At 34.9% G+C, this 22,677-nt stretch carries 24 protein-coding genes and 1 tRNA gene; 11 read left to right on the top strand and 14 right to left on the bottom strand.

From position 1 onward, the window contains the following. The first annotated feature begins 106 nt into the window (after positions 1-106). The 4 genes from ACQH2P_RS07615 (at position 107) to ACQH2P_RS07600 (ending at position 2,364) form a co-directional block, all read left to right on the top strand. The gene (locus ACQH2P_RS07615; protein ID WP_425363679.1) at positions 107-1,606 is read left to right on the top strand and encodes an Npt1/Npt2 family nucleotide transporter; all 1,500 of its coding nucleotides are present in this window, start codon (positions 107-109) and stop codon (positions 1,604-1,606) included. A 173-nt stretch (positions 1,607-1,779) separates the two neighbouring features. Continuing rightward, entirely contained in the window at positions 1,780-1,950 is a 171-nt protein-coding gene (locus tag ACQH2P_RS07610) for a hypothetical protein (protein WP_425363678.1), read from the top strand. After that, positions 1,913-2,065 carry a hypothetical protein gene (locus ACQH2P_RS07605; protein WP_425363677.1) on the top strand — a complete coding sequence of 51 codons (153 nt, stop codon included), beginning with the start codon at positions 1,913-1,915 and terminating at the stop codon, positions 2,063-2,065. Before ACQH2P_RS07610 ends, ACQH2P_RS07605 begins: the two co-directional genes overlap by 38 nt. 56 nt (positions 2,066-2,121) lie before the next feature. Further along, a complete protein-coding gene (locus ACQH2P_RS07600; protein WP_425363676.1) occupies positions 2,122-2,364 on the top strand; it encodes a hypothetical protein in 243 nt (80 codons plus the stop codon). Between the two features lie 30 nt (positions 2,365-2,394). Here ACQH2P_RS07600 and ACQH2P_RS07595 read toward each other — a convergent pair whose 3' ends face one another. The 3 genes from ACQH2P_RS07595 to ssb form a co-directional block, all read right to left on the bottom strand. Next, positions 2,395-3,192, bottom strand: a complete 798-nt coding sequence (locus tag ACQH2P_RS07595; RefSeq protein WP_425363675.1) for an alpha/beta fold hydrolase — start codon at positions 3,190-3,192, stop codon at positions 2,395-2,397. 354 nt (positions 3,193-3,546) lie between these two features. Further along, positions 3,547-4,269: a leucine-rich repeat domain-containing protein gene (locus ACQH2P_RS07590; protein ID WP_425363674.1), complete on the bottom strand. Its 723-nt coding sequence runs from the start codon at positions 4,267-4,269 to the stop codon at positions 3,547-3,549. Positions 4,270-4,471: 202 nt separating this feature from the next. After that, positions 4,472-4,915, bottom strand: a complete 444-nt coding sequence (gene ssb / locus ACQH2P_RS07585; RefSeq protein ID WP_425363673.1) for a single-stranded DNA-binding protein — start codon at positions 4,913-4,915, stop codon at positions 4,472-4,474. A 107-nt stretch (positions 4,916-5,022) separates the two neighbouring features. Here ssb and uvrA point away from each other — a divergent pair, with 107 nt between their 5' ends. Beyond that, positions 5,023-7,881 carry an excinuclease ABC subunit UvrA gene (gene uvrA / locus ACQH2P_RS07580; protein WP_425364135.1) on the top strand — a complete coding sequence of 953 codons (2,859 nt, stop codon included), beginning with the start codon at positions 5,023-5,025 and terminating at the stop codon, positions 7,879-7,881. A 13-nt stretch (positions 7,882-7,894) separates the two neighbouring features. On the opposite strand, the gene ACQH2P_RS07575 is transcribed toward uvrA, so the two are convergent. Further along, positions 7,895-8,044, bottom strand: a complete 150-nt coding sequence (locus ACQH2P_RS07575; protein WP_425363672.1) for a hypothetical protein — start codon at positions 8,042-8,044, stop codon at positions 7,895-7,897. Between the two features lie 259 nt (positions 8,045-8,303). Between ACQH2P_RS07575 and radA the strand changes: the two genes are divergently transcribed. The 4 genes from radA to ACQH2P_RS07555 all read left to right on the top strand — a co-directional run bounded on the left by radA (position 8,304) and on the right by ACQH2P_RS07555 (position 12,610). Next, on the top strand, positions 8,304-9,638 hold the full coding sequence (gene radA / locus ACQH2P_RS07570; RefSeq protein WP_425363671.1) for a DNA repair protein RadA: 1,335 nt from the start codon (positions 8,304-8,306) through the stop codon (positions 9,636-9,638). A 163-nt stretch (positions 9,639-9,801) separates the two neighbouring features. Further along, positions 9,802-10,554, top strand: coding sequence for a class I SAM-dependent methyltransferase (locus ACQH2P_RS07565; protein ID WP_425363670.1), 753 nt, complete (start codon positions 9,802-9,804; stop codon positions 10,552-10,554). Between the two features lie 410 nt (positions 10,555-10,964). Further along, positions 10,965-11,198 (top strand): hypothetical protein, encoded by a 234-nt coding sequence (locus ACQH2P_RS07560; RefSeq protein WP_425362589.1) that lies wholly within the window; start codon positions 10,965-10,967, stop codon positions 11,196-11,198. A 302-nt stretch (positions 11,199-11,500) separates the two neighbouring features. Continuing rightward, entirely contained in the window at positions 11,501-12,610 is a 1,110-nt protein-coding gene (locus ACQH2P_RS07555; protein WP_425362590.1) for an IS66 family transposase, read from the top strand. On the opposite strand, the gene tnpB is transcribed toward ACQH2P_RS07555, so the two are convergent. From tnpB to ACQH2P_RS07530, 5 genes are all read right to left on the bottom strand, one after another. Beyond that, positions 12,607-12,960 (bottom strand): IS66 family insertion sequence element accessory protein TnpB, encoded by a 354-nt coding sequence (tnpB, locus tag ACQH2P_RS07550; RefSeq protein ID WP_425362591.1) that lies wholly within the window; start codon positions 12,958-12,960, stop codon positions 12,607-12,609. The genes ACQH2P_RS07555 and tnpB overlap by 4 nt on opposite strands. After that, the gene (locus tag ACQH2P_RS07545) at positions 12,948-13,481 is read right to left on the bottom strand and encodes a hypothetical protein (RefSeq protein ID WP_425363669.1); all 534 of its coding nucleotides are present in this window, start codon (positions 13,479-13,481) and stop codon (positions 12,948-12,950) included. Before ACQH2P_RS07545 ends, tnpB begins: the two co-directional genes overlap by 13 nt. Before the next feature lie 85 nt (positions 13,482-13,566). After that, entirely contained in the window at positions 13,567-14,094 is a 528-nt protein-coding gene (locus tag ACQH2P_RS07540) for a c-type cytochrome (protein WP_425363668.1), read from the bottom strand. Positions 14,095-14,152: 58 nt separating this feature from the next. Continuing rightward, positions 14,153-14,227 (bottom strand) — tRNA-Gly (locus ACQH2P_RS07535). Between the two features lie 94 nt (positions 14,228-14,321). Beyond that, on the bottom strand, positions 14,322-14,456 hold the full coding sequence (locus ACQH2P_RS07530) for a hypothetical protein (protein ID WP_425363667.1): 135 nt from the start codon (positions 14,454-14,456) through the stop codon (positions 14,322-14,324). 183 nt (positions 14,457-14,639) lie between these two features. On the opposite strand from ACQH2P_RS07530, the gene ACQH2P_RS07525 reads away from it, so the two are divergent. Further along, positions 14,640-16,262: a methyltransferase regulatory domain-containing protein gene (locus ACQH2P_RS07525; protein ID WP_425363666.1), complete on the top strand. Its 1,623-nt coding sequence runs from the start codon at positions 14,640-14,642 to the stop codon at positions 16,260-16,262. 4 nt (positions 16,263-16,266) lie between these two features. After that, a complete protein-coding gene (gene ppa / locus ACQH2P_RS07520; protein WP_425364134.1) occupies positions 16,267-16,791 on the top strand; it encodes an inorganic diphosphatase in 525 nt (174 codons plus the stop codon). A gap of 259 nt (positions 16,792-17,050) precedes the next feature. On the opposite strand, the gene ACQH2P_RS07515 is transcribed toward ppa, so the two are convergent. From ACQH2P_RS07515 to ACQH2P_RS07495, 5 genes are all read right to left on the bottom strand, one after another. Further along, positions 17,051-17,194, bottom strand: coding sequence for a hypothetical protein (locus ACQH2P_RS07515; protein ID WP_425363665.1), 144 nt, complete (start codon positions 17,192-17,194; stop codon positions 17,051-17,053). Positions 17,195-17,622: 428 nt separating this feature from the next. Then, positions 17,623-18,093: an RDD family protein gene (locus ACQH2P_RS07510; protein WP_425363664.1), complete on the bottom strand. Its 471-nt coding sequence runs from the start codon at positions 18,091-18,093 to the stop codon at positions 17,623-17,625. A 16-nt stretch (positions 18,094-18,109) separates the two neighbouring features. Next, on the bottom strand, positions 18,110-19,687 hold the full coding sequence (ctaD, locus tag ACQH2P_RS07505; protein ID WP_425363663.1) for a cytochrome c oxidase subunit I: 1,578 nt from the start codon (positions 19,685-19,687) through the stop codon (positions 18,110-18,112). Positions 19,688-19,732: 45 nt separating this feature from the next. Further along, positions 19,733-20,626 (bottom strand): Rpn family recombination-promoting nuclease/putative transposase, encoded by an 894-nt coding sequence (locus tag ACQH2P_RS07500; RefSeq protein WP_425363662.1) that lies wholly within the window; start codon positions 20,624-20,626, stop codon positions 19,733-19,735. Positions 20,627-20,815: 189 nt separating this feature from the next. Next, positions 20,816-22,585: a glycoside hydrolase family 10-like protein gene (locus tag ACQH2P_RS07495; protein WP_425363661.1), complete on the bottom strand. Its 1,770-nt coding sequence runs from the start codon at positions 22,583-22,585 to the stop codon at positions 20,816-20,818. Between the last annotated feature and the right edge of the window lie 92 nt (positions 22,586-22,677).

The raw sequence follows: 22,677 nt of genomic DNA, 5'->3' as shown, positions 1-22,677 counted from the left end.
TTAAGCAATTAAGGAAAAGCTCTTGAATAGTTTCAACGCATTAAAAGATCATTTTTTTAAGTTGATACATAATTGAGTTTTTTTTTTGTCTTAGGGAATCCTTATTATGACTATAATAAAGTCAAATTCATTTAGCAGTAAATTCAGAACTATCTTTTGGCCTATCCATAATCATGAACTTGGGAAATTCATACCGATGTGTGGTTTGATGTTTTGTGTCTTATTTAACCAAAACATATTAAGAATTTTAAAAGATAGCATTTTAATTTCAGAGATTAGTGCTGAAGTAGTAAGCTTCACTAAAGTTTATTGTGTAACACCTGCAGCGGCTCTATTCGTTATAATCTATGCTAAGATGCTTAATCATTGTAGTTTTGAAAAGATTTACGGCTATTTAATTACTTTTTTTATTGTGTTCTTCATTCTTTTTGCTTTCATCATTTATCCAAATGTTCATATTTTCCATATTAACCCAAATTCTCTAGAACAAAGTATGGGGAATTATCCTCATTTAAAATGGTATATAGCTTTAATTGGTAACTGGAGTTATGTGGTTTTTTATACATTATCTGAGCTTTGGCCAAATATCTTTTACGTTTTACTGTTTTGGCAGTTTGCTAATGAGCTTACTACAACAGAAGAAGCAAAAAGATTTTATACTCTTTTTTCATTATTTGGTAATTCTGCTTTAATCTTCGTTGGCTTTTTGATGTTAAACTTGTCATCTGCTAACACTATTGCTAAATATTTTTTTACCGTACCGGACAACAAAACTACATTGGTAAAAGTATCAACAAGTTTCGTGGTAGTTGCGGCTATTATATCATATTTACTTGTAAGGTTTATTAGCAAAAATGTTTTTACCAATCCAACCTTTTATGCAAAGGCTAAAGCCGGTAGATCGACTAAAGATGGCATGGGTTTAGTGGAAAGTTTTAGATATATCATAAGATCAAAATATTTATGGTTAATGCTAATTTGCTCTGCTGCCTTTGGTTTATCAATAAATTTGGTAGAAGCCGTATGGAAAGCAAAAATTAAAGAATTATACCCCACTGTTAATAGTTATGCGGAATTCAACAGCCTTTATATTCTCTGGACTGGAGTGACTATTATGGTAATGACTATAATAGGCAATAATATAATGCGTAGTCATAGCTGGTTTGTTGCTGCCGTAATTTCACCAGTTATCGTTATGGTTACGGGGACATTGTTCTTTATCTTAATCGTATTTGACCATCAAATATTATCTCTATTTGACAGTGCTATTCTTATGACTCCATTGGCTCTGGCAGTATCAATTGGGGCTTTACAAAATATTCTAGCAAAAGGTACTAAATATTCACTTTGGGATACTTCTAAAGAGATGTTGTATATCCCTCTTGATAGGGAATTAAAAACCAAAGGTAAAGCCGCTGTTGACGTCATTAGCTCGAAAGTTGGTAAATCTTCAAGCGGCTTAATACAGTCAGTTATTTTTACATTAGTACCAACAGCAACTTTTAGCTCTATTTCACCATTTTTAATGGGAGTATTTATCGTTGTTTGCATTGCATGGATTTACTCGGTAAGAAAAATATACTTTGAGTATAAGAAGATTGTCTAACCTACAGCTATTCCTTGCAATAATGAAGAAGTTATCTAATCTCTCCGTCAAAAGTTTAAAAACACAACATCTACTATATTTAAACGCAAAAGGTGTCATTCCCGCGAAGGCGGGAATCTATAATAGCTAAGGGCTTTTTGAGTATTATTCTATAGTTATGCTCATAGGATTAGGTGATAAAGAACATAACGATTGTAAGTTGTCATTCCCGCGAAGGCGGGAATCTAGATACATGCTTTCGCAGGTATGACACAAAGTTTGTATCACCTAATTCAATAGGTTTCACTATATATTTAAACGCAAAAGGTGTCATTCCCGCGAAGGCGGGAATCTATAATAGCTAAGGGCTTTTTGAGTATTATTCTAGATCCCTGCCTTCGCAGGGATGACAACATTACCATGAAAAGGATGTCATTCCCACGAAGGCGGGAATCTAGAGCCTTGCCTTCGCAGGTATGACACAAAGTTTGTATCACCTAATTCAATAGGTTTCACTATATATTTAAACGCAAAAGGTGTCATTCCCGCGAAGGCGGGAATCTATAATAGCTAAGGGCTTTTTGAGTATTATTCTAGATCCCTGCCTTCGCAGGGATGACAACATTACCATGAAAAGGATGTCATTCCCGCGTAGGCGGGAATCTAGAGATACCTGCTTTCGCAGGTATGACACAAAATTTGTATCACCTAATTCAATAGGTTTCACTATAACAGAGTCTGTCCTGTGGTTAGACTACAAAAACTTTGGAAATCCATAAGATTTTGAACAGAATAAGGTAAAAATCTTATTAATCATGTTTACAGGTAAGATTAATTTTTAACACATCCTGCCACACCTTATCCCAACCTTTGGTATGAGTAATATCAGGGAAAATCTTTTGCTGTATACAATTTGAAGAACTAGCTTTTACATAGCCATGCATAATACTACTAGGTACTATTGCATCCTTGCTTCCAGAAAGATGTAATTGCGGGATATTACTGATTTTTTTAGCATAATCTATGGGATTTAATGACTTCTTTAATGCATATACTTCATGATATTTACTAAAATTTTCAATATCAAGATTACCTGCTATAGTTATTATATCCTTAATATGCTTATTTCTTGCTGCAACCAAGATAGCAATACCACCACCACCAGAGAAACCAACCAAACTAGCTGGTTTACCATTATTTATACTATTTATTACTATATTTGTTGATTCCATAACCTCTTCAGCCATTCTTTTGTCTGTCCAATATACTTGATTACAGTTTGGATTAAGCCCTACTGGTGTATATTGGCATGGACGAGCTATATAAACTATATTAGGTCTAGTATCAAGGGTGGCAAGCTTAAACAGCATAACCTTGGAAGGGGTTGGATTATCTGCAATAGCATAGCGTCCTATACTAATACTCCCATCACCTTCAATATAGAATACATAAGGACTATCTTTATCCGAGATACGTTGGTAGGTTGTAATAACAAAATCCCCAGCCTTAACAAGTTTCTTCTCAAACTTGTTTATTGAGGCTAGTTTTTCTGCTTCCTCAACCCTTGTCTCGAAAGACGAAACACAAGAAGAAAGCAACACAGACATAAAAAGCAGAGCAATTCTAGATACTGTGAAGGGAATTTGAATAAAACCTAGGCTAAACGATGCACACAATTGATGTACGTACCTTCCTAAATTGCTAAACGTCAATTGATTCCCTGCATAAGTCAATCTAGTGGGTGATTTTGTTGTCGAAACTCGCATCCGCTCCTCACGTATGTCTATGTACGCGTAAGTAGCAGGCTTCGTTTCTCCTAAAAATCCCGAGGACTTTTTTGACTTATACCAGATAAGTATACTAATAAACATCTGTGAATTAGTTGCTATGTTAGCCAGATTAGCCACAGGCAACCCCCCTACCACACAAATTTACTCTCCCTCTAAAATACCCCCTACTACTCAAATAAGAGGAGGGTGTGCATCAACAATAACATTGTGTTCTAAATCTATTATATAGTTGGAACCAAGTGTAACAACGCCAGCAGGCAATAGTTCAGCTACTTGCAATATTGCTTGACCACTATAAGCACTAGAGAATATATTAAACATAGTAAGAGTATTACTATGTGCTGTAGCTATTTCTTTTAGTTTATCACAACTTATGTTATTGCCATAAGCAATATTAAGAGAGGTGATATTAGGAAGATAGTTAACTATTGCATTTGCTCCTGTATCAGTTATGTAATTGCCTTCCACATTAATATCTACAAGATTAGCAAGGCTGTTAACTATTGTTATTATTCCGTCATCACCAATGTTACAAAAAGACAGATTGAGATTAATAATCTTAGAGAGCTGAGATATTTTCTGCGCCATTTCAGTACCTAAGCTATTGTTTTCAAAGTTAAGACCAGTAATATTACTATTATTTATTGCGTCCATTAGTAACTGAAAGTTATCTATGCTTATCTCACCAAGACCACACATAGATGCCTTAAGTGCCGTAACACCTGGGGTATTTTGTATGAATTCAGCTAACCGTTCTATATCAAATGTGTTTTCAAAATATTTTGTACGACAGATAGGGTGTCCTTCTGCGTCATAGAATTTGTTGCCCACTTTATTCAAATCTAGCAATCCATTTTCTAAATATGGAGAGAAATCTTCTATGTTCAACGGCATAATCACTACCTATATTAAAATTGTTATTGTTACTAGCCGTGTAGTTCACTTACACCATGCCAGATTAATATAATATTACTTCCCCTCATAAAGTAATATTATTTTGCCAAAACTAGTCATAGCAATTATCTTTTATCTAAAATTAACCTCAATTTGTATTAAGTTAGGTCATGAGACGACATGCCAACTTAACGGGAAACGTCTAAAAAGGTATTTCATCATCTAGATCACTATGGTCAAAATTAGTAACCATATTTTTGGGTGCAATAGAATCTGGGGCTTGAGTACCGCCACCTTTAGAATCCAACAATATAAATTGTGAGTTAAAATTCTGCAGCACTATTTCTGTTGTATATTTTTCATGTCCAAGGTTATCCACCCATTTTCTAGTTTGTAAATTACCTTCTAAGTAAACTTTAGTTCCTTTTTTGGCATAATTTTTTACAACAGATACCAATCCCTCATTAAATATTACCACTCTATGCCATTCCGTTTTTTCTTTCTTTTCTCCAGTAGCACGATCTTTCCATGTCTCAGAAGTAGCAACACTAAAACTTGCTATCTCTTTACCATCAGCCGTATGCCTAATTTCTGGATCACGCCCTAAATTACCTATTAATATTGCTTTATTTAAACTACCAGCCACAAATCATTACCTAATTTATTTAAAAATTTAATTATTGCAATAGTAATTCAAAACCACCTATAATGCTACAAGTTTTTTAAAATTTTATAGAAAATTTATAACAAATTATTATGCAAGAATATATTAAAGTTCGTGGTGCTAAGGAGCATAATTTAAAAAATGTAAATGTTGACATTCCTAGAAATAAGTTTGTGGTAATTACAGGACTTAGTGGTTCTGGTAAATCTTCATTAGCTTTTGATACTATTTATGCTGAAGGACAACGTAGATATGTTGAAAGTCTATCTTCCTATGCTAGGCAGTTCTTACATCTTCAGGATAAGCCTGATGTTGAGTCAGTCTCTGGGTTGTCGCCGGCAATAGCTATTGATCAAAAAACTACATCTAAAAATCCACGCTCTACAGTTGGTACTATAACTGAGATTTATGATTATTTGAGATTACTATATGCAAGGGTAGGGGTGCCATATTCTCCAGCAACAGGTCTACCTATAAAGAATCAGACTATATCGGAGATGATAGATGCTATTCATGATCTTCCTAAGGGAAGTAAATTATACATCTTAGCACCCATTATAAGAGGGCAGAAAGGTGAGTTCAGACGCGAAATCCTTGATCTTAGAAAACAGGGGTTTGGCAGACTAGTAATTAACAATGAAATTTATGAGATTGATAATCTTCCGAAATTTGATAAGAATAAAAAACATAATATTGAAGTAATTGTTGATAGGATTTCTCTAGAAGGTGATTTAGGAAATAGGCTGGCAGATAGTTTAGAAATAGCTCTTAAACTAGCAGATGGTATAGTATATGTTGAAATTGTTGACTTGCCAAACGGATTAGAGACCAACCTTACTAAAGGCTCAAAAATCATTTTTTCAGAAAAATATTCTTGTCCAGTTTCTGGTTTTCAGATTATTGAGATAGAACCAAGAATCTTTTCCTTTAATAGCCCATTTGGTGCTTGTCCTAAATGCGAAGGTCTTGGTAAAGAATTATTTCTTGATAAAGAATTAATTATTCCAGATGGTAAAATTAGTATTAAAGATGGAGCTATAGCCCCTTGGGGTAAAATATCCTCAAAGTTCTTTTTAGAAACATTAAAAGCCTTAGCAAGTCATTATAAGTTTTCATTAGACACTCCTTTTGTAGAATTACCAAATGCGATCCAGCAAGTATTGCTCCATGGTTCGGGTGATGAAATTATAGATTTCCAATATCATGATGGTTCTAAATCTCAGACTATCCAGCAACCTTTTGCCGGAATAATACCTAGCTTACAAGAAAAGGAGCGTAAGGCTGAGTCCTCTTTAGTAAAAGAAGAATTATTAAAATACAAAGCAGACCACAAATGTACATCTTGTACAGGTTATAGACTAAAAACGGAATCTCTTTGTATTAAAATTGCCGATCATCATATAGGACAAATATCTGCCATGAGTATTTTGCAACTACAACAATGGTTTAATCAATTAGATAAACAGCTTAATAAAAGACAAATGGCTATTGCTGAACGTATATTAAAGGAAATTAAAGAAAGACTACAATTTCTTATGAATGTTGGTCTTGAGTATCTTGCTTTGTCTAGAGAGTCAGGCACTTTATCTGGTGGAGAAAGCCAGCGTATTCGCTTAGCATCACAAATTGGTTCGGGACTCAGCGGGGTGTTATATGTACTTGATGAACCGTCAATTGGTTTACATCAGCGTGATAATGCTCGATTAATAGAAACTCTTAAGAATCTTCGAGACCTTGGTAATACAGTGCTGGTTGTTGAGCATGACGAAGAGACAATGTATGAATCGGATCACATTATCGATGTTGGACCAGGGGCTGGTATTCATGGCGGACATATAGTAGCTCAAGGAACAATTGAGGAAATTAAACAATGTGCAGATAGTATAACTGGTAGCTATTTAAGCGGTAAACAATTTATTGAAGTGCCAACAAATACTAGGGTATCCTCTTCCGGTAAGGTAATAGCTTTAACTGGAGCTGTGTCTAATAATTTACAAGATGTTAATGTTACAATCCCTCTGAGTAGTTTCACAGCAATAACTGGAGTATCCGGTAGTGGAAAATCAAGTTTAATAATTCACACTTTGTATAAAGCAGCTTTAAAGTTTTTAGAACCATCTTCAAAAATCTTTCCAGGAGAGTACAAATCAATTACCGGTCTTGAATATATTGACAAGGTTATTGATATCAATCAGTCACCAATAGGTCGTACACCAAGGTCAAACCCGGCAACTTACACAGGTGCATTTACCCATATTAGAGACTGGTTTGCTGAGCTACCAGCTGCAAAAACACGAGGTTATAAAGTTGGTAGGTTTTCATTCAATGTTAAAGGTGGGAGATGTGAATCATGTCAAGGCGATGGTCTGATTAAAATAGAAATGCATTTTTTACCTGATATTTATGTAAAATGTGATGTTTGTAATGGAGATAGATATAACAGGGAGACTCTCGAAATTAAATATAAGGATAAATCTATATCTGATGTCCTTAGGATGACAGTTGATGATGCAATGAGTTTTTTTGAGAAAGTGCCACTAATCTACGAAAAGCTTGTTACTTTAAATGAGGTAGGACTTGGTTATATAAAAATCGGTCAATCTGCTACTACTTTGTCTGGAGGTGAAGCCCAAAGGATAAAATTAGCTAAAGAATTATCAAAACGCTCAACGGGCAAAACTTTATACATACTTGATGAACCAACAACAGGTTTACATATAGATGATATTAATAAATTGTTGAAAGTGCTGCATAAATTAGTTGATATGGGTAATACTGTAGTAGTTATTGAGCATAATCTAGATGTTGTCAAAACAGCAGATTACGTTATAGATGTTGGGCCTGAGGGGGGAGATAAAGGTGGTTGCATAGTAGCTACCGGGACTCCGAAGGATATTGCTTGTTGTAACGAAAGTCATACTGGAAGATATTTAAAAGATTATCTATAATTAATTACTTTTTTCACTTAGTGGACAGAAATTTTGCTATAGTGAAACCTATTGAATTAGGTGATACAAACTTTGTGTCATACCTGCGAAAGCAGGTATCTAGATTCCCGCCTTCGCGGGAATGACAATTTACAATGGCTTCGTCGCTACTAAAGTAGCACAACTGTCGAAAGTTAGAAGAGGACGGGGGTTAGAGGTTATCATGGTAGTTTAAAAGTTGTGGAAAAATAACCGGCGTTATTGCGAGGAGGCGAAAGTACTTCCGTCATTGCGAGGAGTCGCTTTGCGGCGACGAAGCAATCCATAAAAGTAACCAAAAATGGATTGCCACGACCACTACGTGGCCTCGCAATGACGTCGGTTTGTTATGGCTAAATACTAATCGGGTTAGCTATATAGTAAAAACTTGAGAAGTTAAGAAAGTGAGTAAAATTAAAAAACAATATATTTGCACAAATTGTGGTAACAGTACATCAAAATGGGCTGGGCAATGTTTTGATTGTGGCTTATGGGGAGGGATTGAAGAAGAGATAATCAGTCAAGTACAAGTTAAGTTAGGCAATAAACAAGAAATACAAAAGCTTGATGGTGTCGTTGTGGATTCGTTACGTACTCCTACCCCTATAAATGAATTAAATAGGGTGCTGGGAGGTGGGTTGGTTTGCTCTTCTGCAATTTTAATTGGTGGTGATCCTGGAATTGGTAAATCAACTTTATTATTACACTTAGTGGCAAGCACTTCTTGTGTTACAATGAAGTGCTGCCTGTATGTAACTGGAGAGGAATCTATTGACCAAATAAAACTCAGAGCCTTAAGATTAGGACTTAATAATAAAACAGCATCCATCTTAGCCGCAACTAATATTGAAGATATTATCTCAACTATTGATGCCGATAAGAACAATATTGATTTGGTAGTTATCGATTCAATTCAAACGATGGTAACTCGCACATTATCATCACCACCTGGTACTATTTCCCAGATTCGTGCCTGTGCTAATGAATTAGTTAGCTATGCTAAGCATAATAATATTATTATTTTGCTTAGCTGTCATGTGACAAAAGATGGGCAATTAGCTGGTCCTAAGTTACTCGAACATCTTGTTGATACCGTACTATATTTTGAGGGTGATCATAATAGCCATTTCCGTATTTTACGGTCTATTAAAAATAGGTTTGGTGGAGTAGGAGAAATTGGTGTTTTTGAGATGACTGCTAGCGGTCTTATTGAAGTCTCTAGCCCTTCCGAACTATTTTTGATGAAAAGAGATAAAAATGTTAGTGGTACAACGGTATTTGCTGGGATTGAAGGATCGAGACCTTTATTAATTGAAATCCAAGCATTAATTGCTCCCTCAAATATACCAATGCCAAGACGTTCAGTTGTCGGTTGGGATTTGAATAGGTTATCAATGATCATAGCCGTACTAAATGTACGATTTGGTCTTAATTTATCTTCTTATGAAGTATATTTAAGCGTTGCTGGCGGACTTAAAATTTCAGAACCAGCTTCAGACTTAGCTGTTGCAGCTGCTTTAATTTCTGCAGCAAGTAATAAAGCTGTGCCAGAACATAGTGTTTTTTTTGGAGAAATTGGTTTATCTGGTGAAATAAGAAAGGTAAATGCAGCGGAAATGAGAATAAAAGAAGCAACAAAATTAGGATTCAATAAATTAATTTGCTCCAAACTTGAAAAGTTGAGTAGTAACCTAATTTGTCCAATTAGTAATCTAAAGGAATTAAGAGAGTTAATATAATTAAAGTTCAGAGTAGGGGGATGCCTATGGTTAATTTAGATAACTTACCTTTTACGTATGGCATTTAACAGTCATAGGGAAAACAGCACAGTGCTATTAGCGAGAAGCCACTTTAGTGGCAACGTAGTAATCTAAATAAAAGTGGAAATTATGAGTTGGTATTATGAACGATAAAAAACAGTTGGCTTTTGGTGTGGATCCTCGTAGAACCGAAAAATATAGTTTGCGTCAAAGTAGATATTACGTTATTTCAAAAGATGTTAGTCGTATTGCAAGTGAAATTAAATCTAAAAACCAAAGAATAAAATTATTAGATATTGGTGTTGCTTCTGGTGTAGTTCGGCGTTATATCGATAATCAACCAAACAATGAAGTGATAGATTATTATGGAGCAGATATTGAAATAAGGGACGAGATATATAAGAAAGAATCTTATAGTGGTTTATACCAAGCTGATTTAATGCAGGGGATGTTAAATGTTCCGAGCAACACTTTTGATATTGTAATTTGTGAACAAGTCTTAGAACATTTGTATGAATTAGAACTGGCTTTTAAATCGATAGAAAGAGTATTAAAGCCTGGCGGCACGTTGTTTTTGGGCGTTCCAATTTTTCCTCATGGGATACATTTACTACGTCAATATTTAGTGCCTTTAATTGATAAAATATGTAGGGTAAAAAAAGTTAGAGGTCATGTTCAAGCCTTTTCGTTACTTACATTCACAAAATTACTTCATAAATATACTAAATTAGAAATTTTAGAATATAGGGGATTCAGAGTTATTTCAGGAGGTATCCTTCGACCACTTGAAAATCATAAATGGTGGTTAGATTTTAACCTTAAATTAGGTAAGCTAATTCCTAGCCTATGTATCGAAATTCAGATTGTTGCTAAGAAATCAGATAAGGCAACATAGATTTATATAGCTAGCCCCCCCGTCAAAAGTCTAAAGATACAACATCTGCTATGTTTAAACAAAAAGGATGTTATTCCTGCGTAGGCAAGAATCTATAATATCTCAGGGCTTTTTGTCCACTATTTTAGATATAGTTATGCCCATAGGATTAGGTGATAAAGAACATAACTAAGTTGTCATTCCCGCGTAGGCGGGAATCTAGATACCTGCTTTCGCAAGGTTAACACAAAGTTTATATGTATACTTGCAGCAAAACTGCATAACTCTATTAAATTTTTTTGGTAGTATGAATTTATTTTATAAATTTGGGTTCCTACTATGCAAATATCACCGATTAGTAAAAAAACTGGTTGAAAAACTATCAGTTATACTATAACATTTCAATTATTAAACGTAATGAATGAATCAAAATGAAAAAGCCAAAAGTAGCGACCTTAAGTGCTGAGGAACGAGAAGAACTAATACAACATATTAAGGCAAGTTCATTAACAGGAGATGATCAGCAAGCGGTGATAGAACTTGTGAAATTTTGTAACGAACTAATAGACAAGCTAGCATCATCAAACATCAGTATAAATAAGCTTAAGGAGATGATGATTGGTTTTAAGGCAGATAACAAAAAAAAGATAGTTCAGATTCATTAAAAGAACCACCGAGTGAATCTGATAATAAGAATGGTGGTAATGAAGAAGAGTACGATGAGTCCAAGAAGAGAGATCGCAGTAATTGGCAAGGTAAATATGGATTTGATGATTATCAGGATGCAAATACCAGCTATTTAGCTCCTGAGAATTTTTGTAGTGGTGATAGCTGTCCTCACTGTGATAATGGTAAACTCTATAATAGTGAAGCTAGAAAATTGCTACAATTTACAGGTAATGCTCCAATTACAGTCAACAGATATGTAAAGAAAACGTTACGCTGTAATGCTTGCGATTATACAGTTATGAACAATAAGAATATCAACAAATGGACAAATAGTAGCAAAAGTGCAATAGTGTTACAAAAGACCTACGGTACTCCCTTCTATCGTTTATCTAGGTTGCAAAGTTTAAGCGGGGTTCCTGTATCATATAGCTCGTTGTGGCAACAATATTTAGATGTTTGGCAAGAAGGTGGTGGAGCTGAAATTTACAGGGTATTATTGGAAATGGCTGCCGAATGTAGCTCACTGAATCTTGATGATACTAGAGCTAGAATTTTAGAAATTACTGTAGCCAATAAAAAATTACGTACTCAAAATAAGAAAGGACGCAGCTGTTATACCACTACTATATGTGCTAAGACTGCCAATAATGAGGTGATAGTTTTATATTTTACCGGTAATAAGCATGGCGGGGAAAATATTGGTAACGTACTAAAGAATCGTAAGAATAGGACTGATTCTATTCATTTAATGACTGATGCAAGTAACAATAATAACCCAGTATTATCAGAAGCAGATAAAGAATTACTAGCAATAATAATTATGATCAACTGTTTATCACATGGACAGAGGAAATTTACAGATAATGAACCATACTATCCTGAAGAATGCGGATATTTTCTCAAACAAACTGGTGGGATTTACCATAATGAACATCAATGTAAAGAGATGAGCCTTGAGGAAAAGCTGAAGTACCATCAGGAACATAGCAGTAAATATATAGAAAACATATATAACAAAATAGACGAATTATTTAACGACAAGAAAGTTGAGCCTAATAGTAGGTTTGGGCAAGCTATGAAATATTGGTTAAATAATAAAGAAGGTTTGACGCAATTTTTGAAAATTCCAGTTAGCAGTCTTGATAATAATTGGGCTGAGAGGTCACTACGTACCATTATTTTACAAAGGAAGAATTCATTATTCTTTAAAACAATCAATAGTGCTGAGATACATAGTGGTCTGTATAGTATAGTAAAGACTTGTAGTGAGAACGGGATCAATGCATTTAAATATTTAAATTGGCTGCAAGAGCAGAGTAGCAAAGCAAAGAAGCATCCTACGAATTATACACCTTTTGCCTATGCAAGATATATAAATAATACGGAATTAATCGAGACGGCAGCTTAAATGACAGGAAGCCAATCATTGGAGAGTTTGGCAGAACTAGGATCGCCATTATGAATAAGAATGTGTAAGGTTCTATAACAAATCTGATAAGATGAATTATCAGATGGGGAAAGTTTTGCCGTAAATTTACCTTTGGATAGGCGTTTAGAGCATAACCAAAAGCCTTGACCGTCAAAGGACAAAATTTTAATGGCAGTTCTGTTTTTATTATAGAATAAAAACAAGGAACCATTAAGAGGGTTGGAAGAAAGTTTTTGTCTGCAAACAGCTATTAAACCATCGATACCCTTACGAAAGTCGATGGCAATAGTGGCAACAAAAATAACTGACTGAGGGGTTAGTTGCAGCATAGAAATGTTTGAATTATGGTTTTTAGCTCTAGTGTTTGAATAATAAGCTTGGTACCATTTGGCTTAATAATGTGGCAAGTGTAGTAATTTTGTTTGGGAGTAGCCACAGGATCAGTATCTATAGAATTTACTAGTTGAAATGGGAGAAAATTAATATCGTGTTGTAGAACTTTATTTGAAGTTGAGGTAGGAGAAGTTTTGAGGGAAGGTTGATGGGCTTGTTGAATTGAACTAATTATTGTTTTATTAATATTGAGATGTTTGGCTATATCTTTGCAAGAATAGTGATGGAGTAGCTGGCGAACTAATTCCTTTAGATGGTTTGGTATGGGATCAAACTTGTTAGTTTTAGTTTGACGCCAGGCTTTAAATTGCTGAGCTACTTGCTCAACAGTAATTGATGGTATTTGCATAGTAGGAACCCAAATGTATAAAATAAATTTTATACTAACAAAAAAATTAGATAGAGTTATGCAGTTTTGCTGCAAGTATACGTTTATATCACCTAATCCTATGGGCATAACTATACCTGCTTTCGTAGGGATGACACTTTTTACGTTTAAACATAGTAGAGGTTAACTTTTGACGGGGAGACTATATAAGAACCTAGTCATGCACAAATGTCTTTAAAAACATTATAACATTAGCTATATCTTGAGGTTTATTTAAACCAGCAAAGGACATTTTTGTACCGGGTATATATTGGCTAGGTTTATGTAAGAAATGAAATAAACTTTCTTCATCCCATATCCCTCCTTTGCTAGATAGAGCAGTTGAATATTTATAATTCTCTGCTTTTGCTTTTTCTGCCCCAACGATATTCCATAGATGTGGTCCAACCTTATTGGCTTTACTTTTGTCAAGCGAATGGCACATCAAGCATTTTTTCGCTATTTCCTTTCCCGCTTCAGCATTAGCAGTTTTCATCAATTCTTCTATATTCACTGGTGCTTCTGCAACCGCTTTGGCATCAGAACCATTAGGAGAATTTTCTGTTACTTCTACTATGTAGCCTCGAAGCTCAGGATGTAAAACTGGCTTGTACAGAATATCTGTTATAAACCCCACCATCATTGCAATTAAACTGGCTAATAAAATAGAAGCAGCAATTTTATTTAACTCTATTCCAGACATATTGTTTAGTGTCGTCTCCGTAGAGAGAGTATGTATTACTATAGGATAATTTTTGTACTGGAGCGGGTGAAGGGATTCGAACCCTCGACTTCGACCTTGGCAAGGTAGCACTCTACCCCTGAGCTACACCCGCTTTTAAAAACTTACTTGTACAAAAAACAAGTCCTAAATATAGGAGATACTGTAAAAAGATCAAGAAGAAATTTAATTTAAAATTTTGTAAGTTGTCATTCCCGCAAAGGTGGGAATTTAGATACCTGCTTTCGCAGGTATGACATCACAGTTTTAGTACCATTCCCGTACTCCCTTGTCATTCTTAGCAACGGCGGGAATCTAGATACCTGCTTTCGCAGATATGACATCACACTATGCTTTGGCACTCACTGGTTCGGGATGACGCCACCAATTTTACCCGTTTTAAGATGATATCAAAATCGTAGATATTTGTAATTATCTATCCTAAAATAATATAAAAACATCTTGCTTAAAATCACTAAATCAACTAAGAATCATTACTTATAATATGAATTTAGTTGGAACAAATTATGGATCAAAACCACAATCCTAATAATAGTTTAGCAGAGAAGCAAACAAATAACATTAACTATGATGATTTTCCTTATGAAAGTTTTCCTTATACTTATACAAGACCAGAGCATTTAAGAACTATAGGTCTAGTATTTGGTATGCAACCTCCTATGGTAGAAAATGCTAGGATACTCGATATTGGTTGTGGTGAAGGTGGTAATATGATCGATTTTGCCGAAAGTTACCCAGAATCTTATTCTTTAGGAATTGATTTATCACAAGTACAAATTAATAATGGAATAGAAGTAGTAAAGAGCCTAGGTCTAAAGAATATTGAGCTAAAACACTTATCAATATTGGATTTTGATGAGTCGTTTGGTAAATTTGATTATATAATTTGTCACGGGATATTTTCTTGGGTACTGGATGAGGTTCGTGAAAAGATTCTTGAAATATCTAGTAAATTATTAAGTCCTAACGGCATTGTTTTTATCAGCTATAATACTCTGCCAGGCTGGAATATGCAGAAAACTATTAGAGATATGATGATGTTTCACAGTGCTATCTTTACTGATAAACATGATAAATTACAACAAGCTAAATTATTATTAGATTTTGTTAGTGATTCTCTAGAAGGATCAGAGTCTCCTTATTCTAAGTTCTTACAACATGAAACTGATTTTTTTAAGAATTTAAGTAATTCATATTTGTTACACGAATATCTCGGAGAAGATAATACAGCTTTTTACTTCCAGGAATTTATAACTAACGCTAGAAAACATAATCTAAATTATCTTGGAGATTCCTTACTTTCTGCCATGTTTGTTGGTAATTTGCCGGAAAAGACTGCAGAAAAATTACAATCGATAAATGATATTGTAAGAACAGAACAATATATGGACTTTATTACTAATCGTAAATTTAGAACTACCTTGTTATGTCACGATAACGTCATGATCAATAGGACAATTAAATCAAATGAATTAGCTGGCTTCTATACTACTTTTAATATCAGACCAGCTACGCCCGAAAATGAGGTGGATATTAGTAATGCGGTGGAAAGCTTAGGGTTTTACCATGGAAATTCTGAATCTCCCGATATTTCAACGTCTTCCCCTATAATGAAAGCATTTTTCTATGTCTATGCTGATAATATTGGTAACCCTTTAACTTTGGATCAAATTACTCAATTGGCTATGAAAAAGTTAGAAAATTTGCAGCTTAAAGATTTTAGAGAAGAAGTAGATTCTGTAATTGCTAACCTAGTGTTACAAGGATACGTGCAAATATTTGCAACAAAACCTAGCTCAATATATACAATCTCGTCAAAACCAAAAGTAAGTGAGTTAGCAAGATATCAGGCTAAAAAGTTAGAAAAAACTAATTTGTTTGTGACAAATCGAATTAATGCTGTGATTCCATTGCAGTTGCACGAAAAATATATTATTGAACTGTTAGATGGTACAAATTCTATTGAACAGATTGAAGAAAAAATATTTGAAAAATTTGCTGCTGGACTATTAGTGGCGTCTAATAAAAATGGTATAGTAAGTGATGAACAACTTTTAAAGCCATATATTACTCATTGTGTAAATGTTTGCTTACAAGAATGCAAAATGAATTATTTATTAATTGGATAAAATAATGTTAGTTGAAAAAATTAAGACCAAAGCTGAGCATGAGGAGATAAATGTAATTATCGAAATTCCGATGGAAAGTAATCCAGTAAAATATGAAATGGATAAGGAGTCAGGAGCGATATTTGTTGATAGGTTCATGCAGACTGCTATGTTTTACCCTGGTAATTATGGATTTATTCCCCATACCTTGTCAGAAGATGGAGACCCAGTAGATGTATTAGTCATGGCACATTATCCTGTCGTACCTGGTTGCGTGATTAGGTCACGCCCCATTGGGGTTTTAATGATGGAAGATGAATCTGGACTGGATGAAAAAATTATTGCTGTTCCGGTTTCTAAGCTAGATATTACTTTTGATTCAATAAAAGATTTAGATGGTCTTTGTCCAATGCTAAGACAACGAATAGTACATTTCTTTGAACATTATAAAGATCTAGAAAAAGGTAAATGGGTGAAGGTAACTGGCTGGGAAAATGCTCAAAAAGCCAAAGAGTTAATTAATGAAGGTATATCAAGGGCAAAGAGTTGATTTTAAAGATATAGTTTATACGTTATTGCGAGGGAGGGCGACTAAGCAATCCGGAAAGTGATTAGAAATGGGTTGCCACGACCACTATGTGGTCTCGCAATGACGGGCTATAGGCACAGACGTCATTGCGAGGAGCCACTTTAGTGGTGACGAAGCAAGCCTGTTTTGTGTCATACCTGTGTACTCCCTTGTCATTCCAGCGTAGGCTGGAATCTAAGATATAGTGAAACCTATTGAATTAGGTGATACAAACTTTGTGTCATACCTGCGAAAGCAGGTATCTAGATTCCCGCTTACGCGGGAATGACAACTTACAATAGTTATGTTCTTTATCACCTAATCCTATAGGTATAACTATACCTGCTTTTGCAGGGATGACATTAATATTAAGCAAGGGTGACACAAAACATGATTGCTTCGTCGTGCTTACACCCTTCTAGCAATGACGCTGTTTGATGCATCAATTTACCCGGACACTAGTGACGCATTCTCGCAATGACAGGGAGTATCTAGAACATTAACAGGTAGCTAGTCCCCCCGTCAAAAGTCTAAAGATACAACATCTGCTATGTTTAAACAAAAAGGATGTCATTCCTGCGTAGGCAGGAATCTACAATATCTCAGGGCTTTTTGTCCACTATTTTAGTTCCCTGCTTTCGCAGGGATGACAAGCTTGGTACTGTGATTAGGTTATAAAAACTTTGTAAATCCATAAGGTTTTTGACAAAATAGGGTGAAAATCTTATGGATTTTGATGTGATTTTTAACCGCAAACATGTATTACCTCTTATACCTACAGCCTTTTTGACGGAGCGACTAGCTATACTAACTTTATTGCCGTATCATTCTAGTTCTAAACACCCAATCATGTATAAACATTTTCTCATCAGTGAGCATTATACACAAAATATTTCCAATTCCAAATAAGATGAACGTAAAGATAGATATACACGTTAAATTTATTAATAATGCTCTAGTAAAAGATTTAAAATAGCCTATTCGCTTACCATTTTTGTTTATGATTTTCATGCCCAAGATATAGCAGCCAGGAGTTGCTTGCATTGAAGATGACTCGAATATTGGAATATAGAAGACGATTGGTGAGAGGATAACTAACATATTGAGATCATTAAATAAATTATCAATCGAGTAATTATCACTAAATACAGATGTATCAAATAATAATATTGCTACTATTATTGCTGCTAAAGAAAGCATAATAGTAAGTAACATCAAGATAACCCCATCAACCAAACAAGCTGAAATTCTCCGCCAAAAGCCACAATATATATATTCACTCATCAAATTACTTCTTCTATTAAATTTTAGGTGATCCTTCAAAAGTATGGAATGGTGGAGGAGAAGAGACTGTCCATTCAAGAGTATCCGCCCCTTCACCCCAAGGATTATTCGGGCATTTTTTGCCATATTTCAGAGTATAAATAACAATAAATACAAAGTAAAGAGCCGCAATAAAGGAAATAACTGCTCCGATAGATGATACCATATTCCAACCGGCAAAAGCATCCGGATAATCCGGTATTCTTCTTGGCATCCCAGCTAACCCTAGAAAATGCTGTGGAAAGAATGTCAAATTAACGCCAATAAAGGTAACCCAAAAATGAATTTTGCCCATCATCTCAGGATATTGCCGTCCTGACATTTTACCAAACCAGTAATAGAACCCAGCAAATGCGGTAAATAAAGCCCCAAGCGACATGGTGTAATGGAAATGTGCTACCACGTAATATGTATCGTGTAAAATTCTATCGATTGCCGAATTTGATAATATTATGCCGGTAACTCCACCAATAGTAAATAGCAAGATAAACCCTATGGAAAATAACATAGGAGTTTCAAAAGTAATTGATCCTCCCCACATTGTGGCAATCCAGCTAAATATTTTAATACCAGTAGGTACAGCGATAATCATCGTGCCAGCAGTAAAATAGATTAAGGCATTGTATGAAAGACCAACAGTAAACATATGATGAGCCCAAACTATAAAACCAACAAATCCTATAATTACCATAGCTATCACCATACCTAAATAACCGAATATCGGCTTACGGGAGAAAGTAGAGATAACCTGACTGACTATCCCAAATCCCGGCAATATTACGATATATACCTCTGGATGACCAAAAAACCAAAATAAATGCTGAAATAATACTGGATCTCCGCCACCCTCAGGCTTGAAAAAAGTGGTGCCAAAATTTCGGTCGGTTAATAACATGGTTATTGCTCCACCTAATACCGGAATTGCTAGTATCAGCAAGAAGGCAGTGACCAGAATTGACCAAATAAATAGGGGCATTTCAAACAATCCCATACCATCAGTTCTCATATTAAAGATAGTGACAATCATATTAATTGAGCCAAGAATAGAAGAGAGACCTGTAATATGTAAGCTTAAAATAGCCATATCGACAGCCGCCCCAGGATGTCCTACTAGGCTACTTAGAGGAGGGTAAAGTGTCCAGCCAGTACCTGCACCACCATCAACAAAAGCTGAAAGCATTAATAACATAAAAGCAGGGACAAGTAGCCAAAAACTTATATTATTTAGCCTTGGAAAAGCCATGTCTGGTGCGCCTATTAAAATTGGTACAAAGTAATTACCAAATCCACCAAATAAAGCTGGCATAATCATGAAAAACACCATAATTATCGCATGAGCAGTAATTAATACATTATATAGTTGATAATTAGCTCCTAGTATATGTCCACCGGGCATTGCTAATTCTAACCTAAAAATAACAGAAAATAACCCACCAACAAGCCCAGCAAATATGGCGAATATAATATACATTATGCCAATATCTTTGTGATTGGTAGAGAAAATCCATCTTTGTATACCTTTGGGCATTTGGTGATGTTCTGTTGTTTGGTTCATAAATTATCCTTTTATATCATGTCATCCTGAACTTGTTATAGTAGGTCAGTCATTTTTTAGGCTTTCTATTTGAGATTTACTAAGTCCGATGGATTCGGCAATGATATCAATAGAAACTCCAGCTTTAAGTAGATTTTTAGCCATAGATTCTCTTGCTCTAGCTTCCCCTATAACTTCACCGCTAGCTTTACCTATTGCTTCAGCAGTTCTTAGTTCATCTCTATCAGTATAAATCTGCTTCTGATAATAGAAATAGCTTGCCCTTTCCTCAGAAGTCATTCTTAGGATATTAAGCTTTTCTGCTACTTGACTCATATAAGGCGAATGATAATTTTTTGGCACTTCATCATATTTCATGACATGCAGCCAATCATCGATCTCTCTTTCTAGCCGATCATTAAACAGTGGTACTGATATATAGAAATATTCTGGTAAAATATTGGTAGCATCAAAAATTTCATCAGTTTCTTTATTCTTAATATGAACAGTTAAACGTTCATTAGTCTCTATTTCATGAATGATAGTTTTACCATGGTAAATAGTACCATTGCCATTACCTATAGGAAAATAAAGTAGAGAGATATGAAATATTTTGATTATTTGTGTATAATCCGCTCCTTGTGCAAGATTATCCACGATAAGTCTTGAAGTATTAAAACAAGCCTTATGGATGAAGGATTCCTGAACATTACGTTCGATTTCAATAATATATTTATGGTGTTCTTCATCTTCAACAATTAAGTCAGCTAAGCTTCTTTTGCTTTTACTATCTTCTTTGTTACTTTCACTTTCAAGAAGAGATATTATCTTAACATCTTTATAGCCCTTAGTTTTAAGAAGAGCAGAGATAAAACCTTCTACTATACTATAGTCCCCTTTATCTTTTAAAAGATATTTGATAGCATAATCAAAGCTAACTAACGGCTTATTATTGTTCATATAATTACTGTTTCTATGATGAGATTATTATAGCAGGAAAGTCAAAAAAGTACCATATTTATGAAATAATTGCTTAGTCGCCGCTAAAGCGGCTCCTCGCAATGTGATGTCTATGAATTTGACATAATGTTAGTCGGGTTAGCTATAAATTACTTAAAGAGAACTCTGCTGTTGAATATATCGCTAAAATCATGGCTTTGAATGAATAGATGTACAAACATCACTTTCATCATGATTACGACTCAACGCTGTTACACCATATAGTAAGCCCTTATAATTATTTTTCATTGAATTATCAAGCCAAATTTGCTGTTTACCAATCTTACGACGAACTGTAGACAACAAACAGTCAGCACAATTAATATCTGCTGGTTTACCATCAGTAAATCTATAAATAGCGTAATAGACTGTTGTTGAGCTATCATCACCACCATCTTCCCATTGCAACCTAATCCCTTCTGGGGTGACTATTTGTGTTAGATTGCTCGGTGCTCTTGGAGAAATGTTTCCTTTCCAGGGCATGGAAGGAATTAGAGCAATAGAAGGCCATACTTCTTTTTTAATCACTTCTCTTGCGTGTAATACAACTGGTTCGTTTAAAGATGATTGGTGAAAAAGAATGCTACCCTGAATTGTTGCCATATCAATATTCCAGAGTAATTGTTTTTTAATCTCACTCGCACCATTATCAACAACCCACTCTGGCTCCGTACTGCTAGGAACACCTACTTTATATAGAGCTTCACCAATATACAAATGAACGTTTTTGCCTTGTACAACATTACTCCACCATTGGGTAATGATATCAAACTGCACTATTTTTCGGGTAAAAGGCCAATATACCTGCGGTGCTACATAGTCAATTAGTTCTTTAAGAATCCATAGTCGTGTATCGGCATAGTAAGTATCATAATGTGGGCTGCCAGCAGAAGTATCTGAACCAATTGGATCATCAATTTTATTACGCCAAACACCAGAAGGGCTAATACCAAATTTTACGTGAGGTTTAACAGAACGGATAGCTTCTGATAGTTCAGTTATTAACAGTAATGTGTTGTTACGACGCCAGTCACCTTTATTAGCAAAACCATTTCCATAAGATGCAAATGTTGCATCATCATTCAACTTTGAATCAGGAGTTTCGTAATAAAAATAATCATCGAAATGGATAGCATCAATATCGTATTTTTCAACTACTTCCATTACCCCATCAATAACCCATTTACGTACATCTGGTATTCCAGGATCAATTACAAAACGGTTATACGCGACACCTATCCAATCTGGATGAACAACATAAACACTTTTAGGTGACCCAGTGGGAACATTCTTCAAAGCCTCAATAGTACTATGCTCTGTATCCATGGATACCCGATATGGATTAAACCAGGCATGCAATTCTAGGTTACGTTGATGAGCCTGCTCAATGATAAATTGCAACGGATCATAGCCAGGGTCTTGCCCTAAGGTACCAGTTAAATAAGAAGACCATGGTAATATATTAGATCGATAGAATGCATCGGAAGTTGGTTTGACTTGAAAAAACACAGCATTTATACCCATACTAACTGCTTCATCCAACATGCTGATAAGCTCATTCTTTTGTGTTTTAATACGCTCTGTTTGATCTAGGATTGCTAATGATTGCTTTGTTGGCCAATCTAAGTTGGTCACTGTGGCAATCCATGTACCCCGTAAATGTCTCTTACGTATAGTGTTCTGCTTTGAAGAACCGTAAATCTGCTGGAGATTCTTGTCACTTAGCTTATCTACGCTTTGCTCTCTTGCCCCTTGTTTTACGCTCAAATTATCTGAGTACATTATAGGCACCTCATGAGAAGATTTTATATTAAACCAATGGTATAAAGCTATACCTATAGTAAGCATTATAATAAAAATACCGAAATAACACAAAAAAGGGTAGGTCTTCTGCGTTTTTAGGAAAACAACTTTATGCATATTTTAAACCTTCTTAAATTCAATTATAAGTACTAAAATAGTGATGCAATTTCAAAAACATAGCATCTTCTTTTTTCTGTAGCTAATCCGTT

The sequence above is a fragment of the Candidatus Tisiphia endosymbiont of Hybos culiciformis genome, from assembly GCF_964030975.1.
Taxonomy (GTDB): Bacteria; Pseudomonadota; Alphaproteobacteria; order Rickettsiales; family Rickettsiaceae; genus Tisiphia.
The sequence above is the reverse complement of the archived record's forward strand: the minus strand, read 5'-3'. Positions and strand labels throughout refer to the sequence as shown.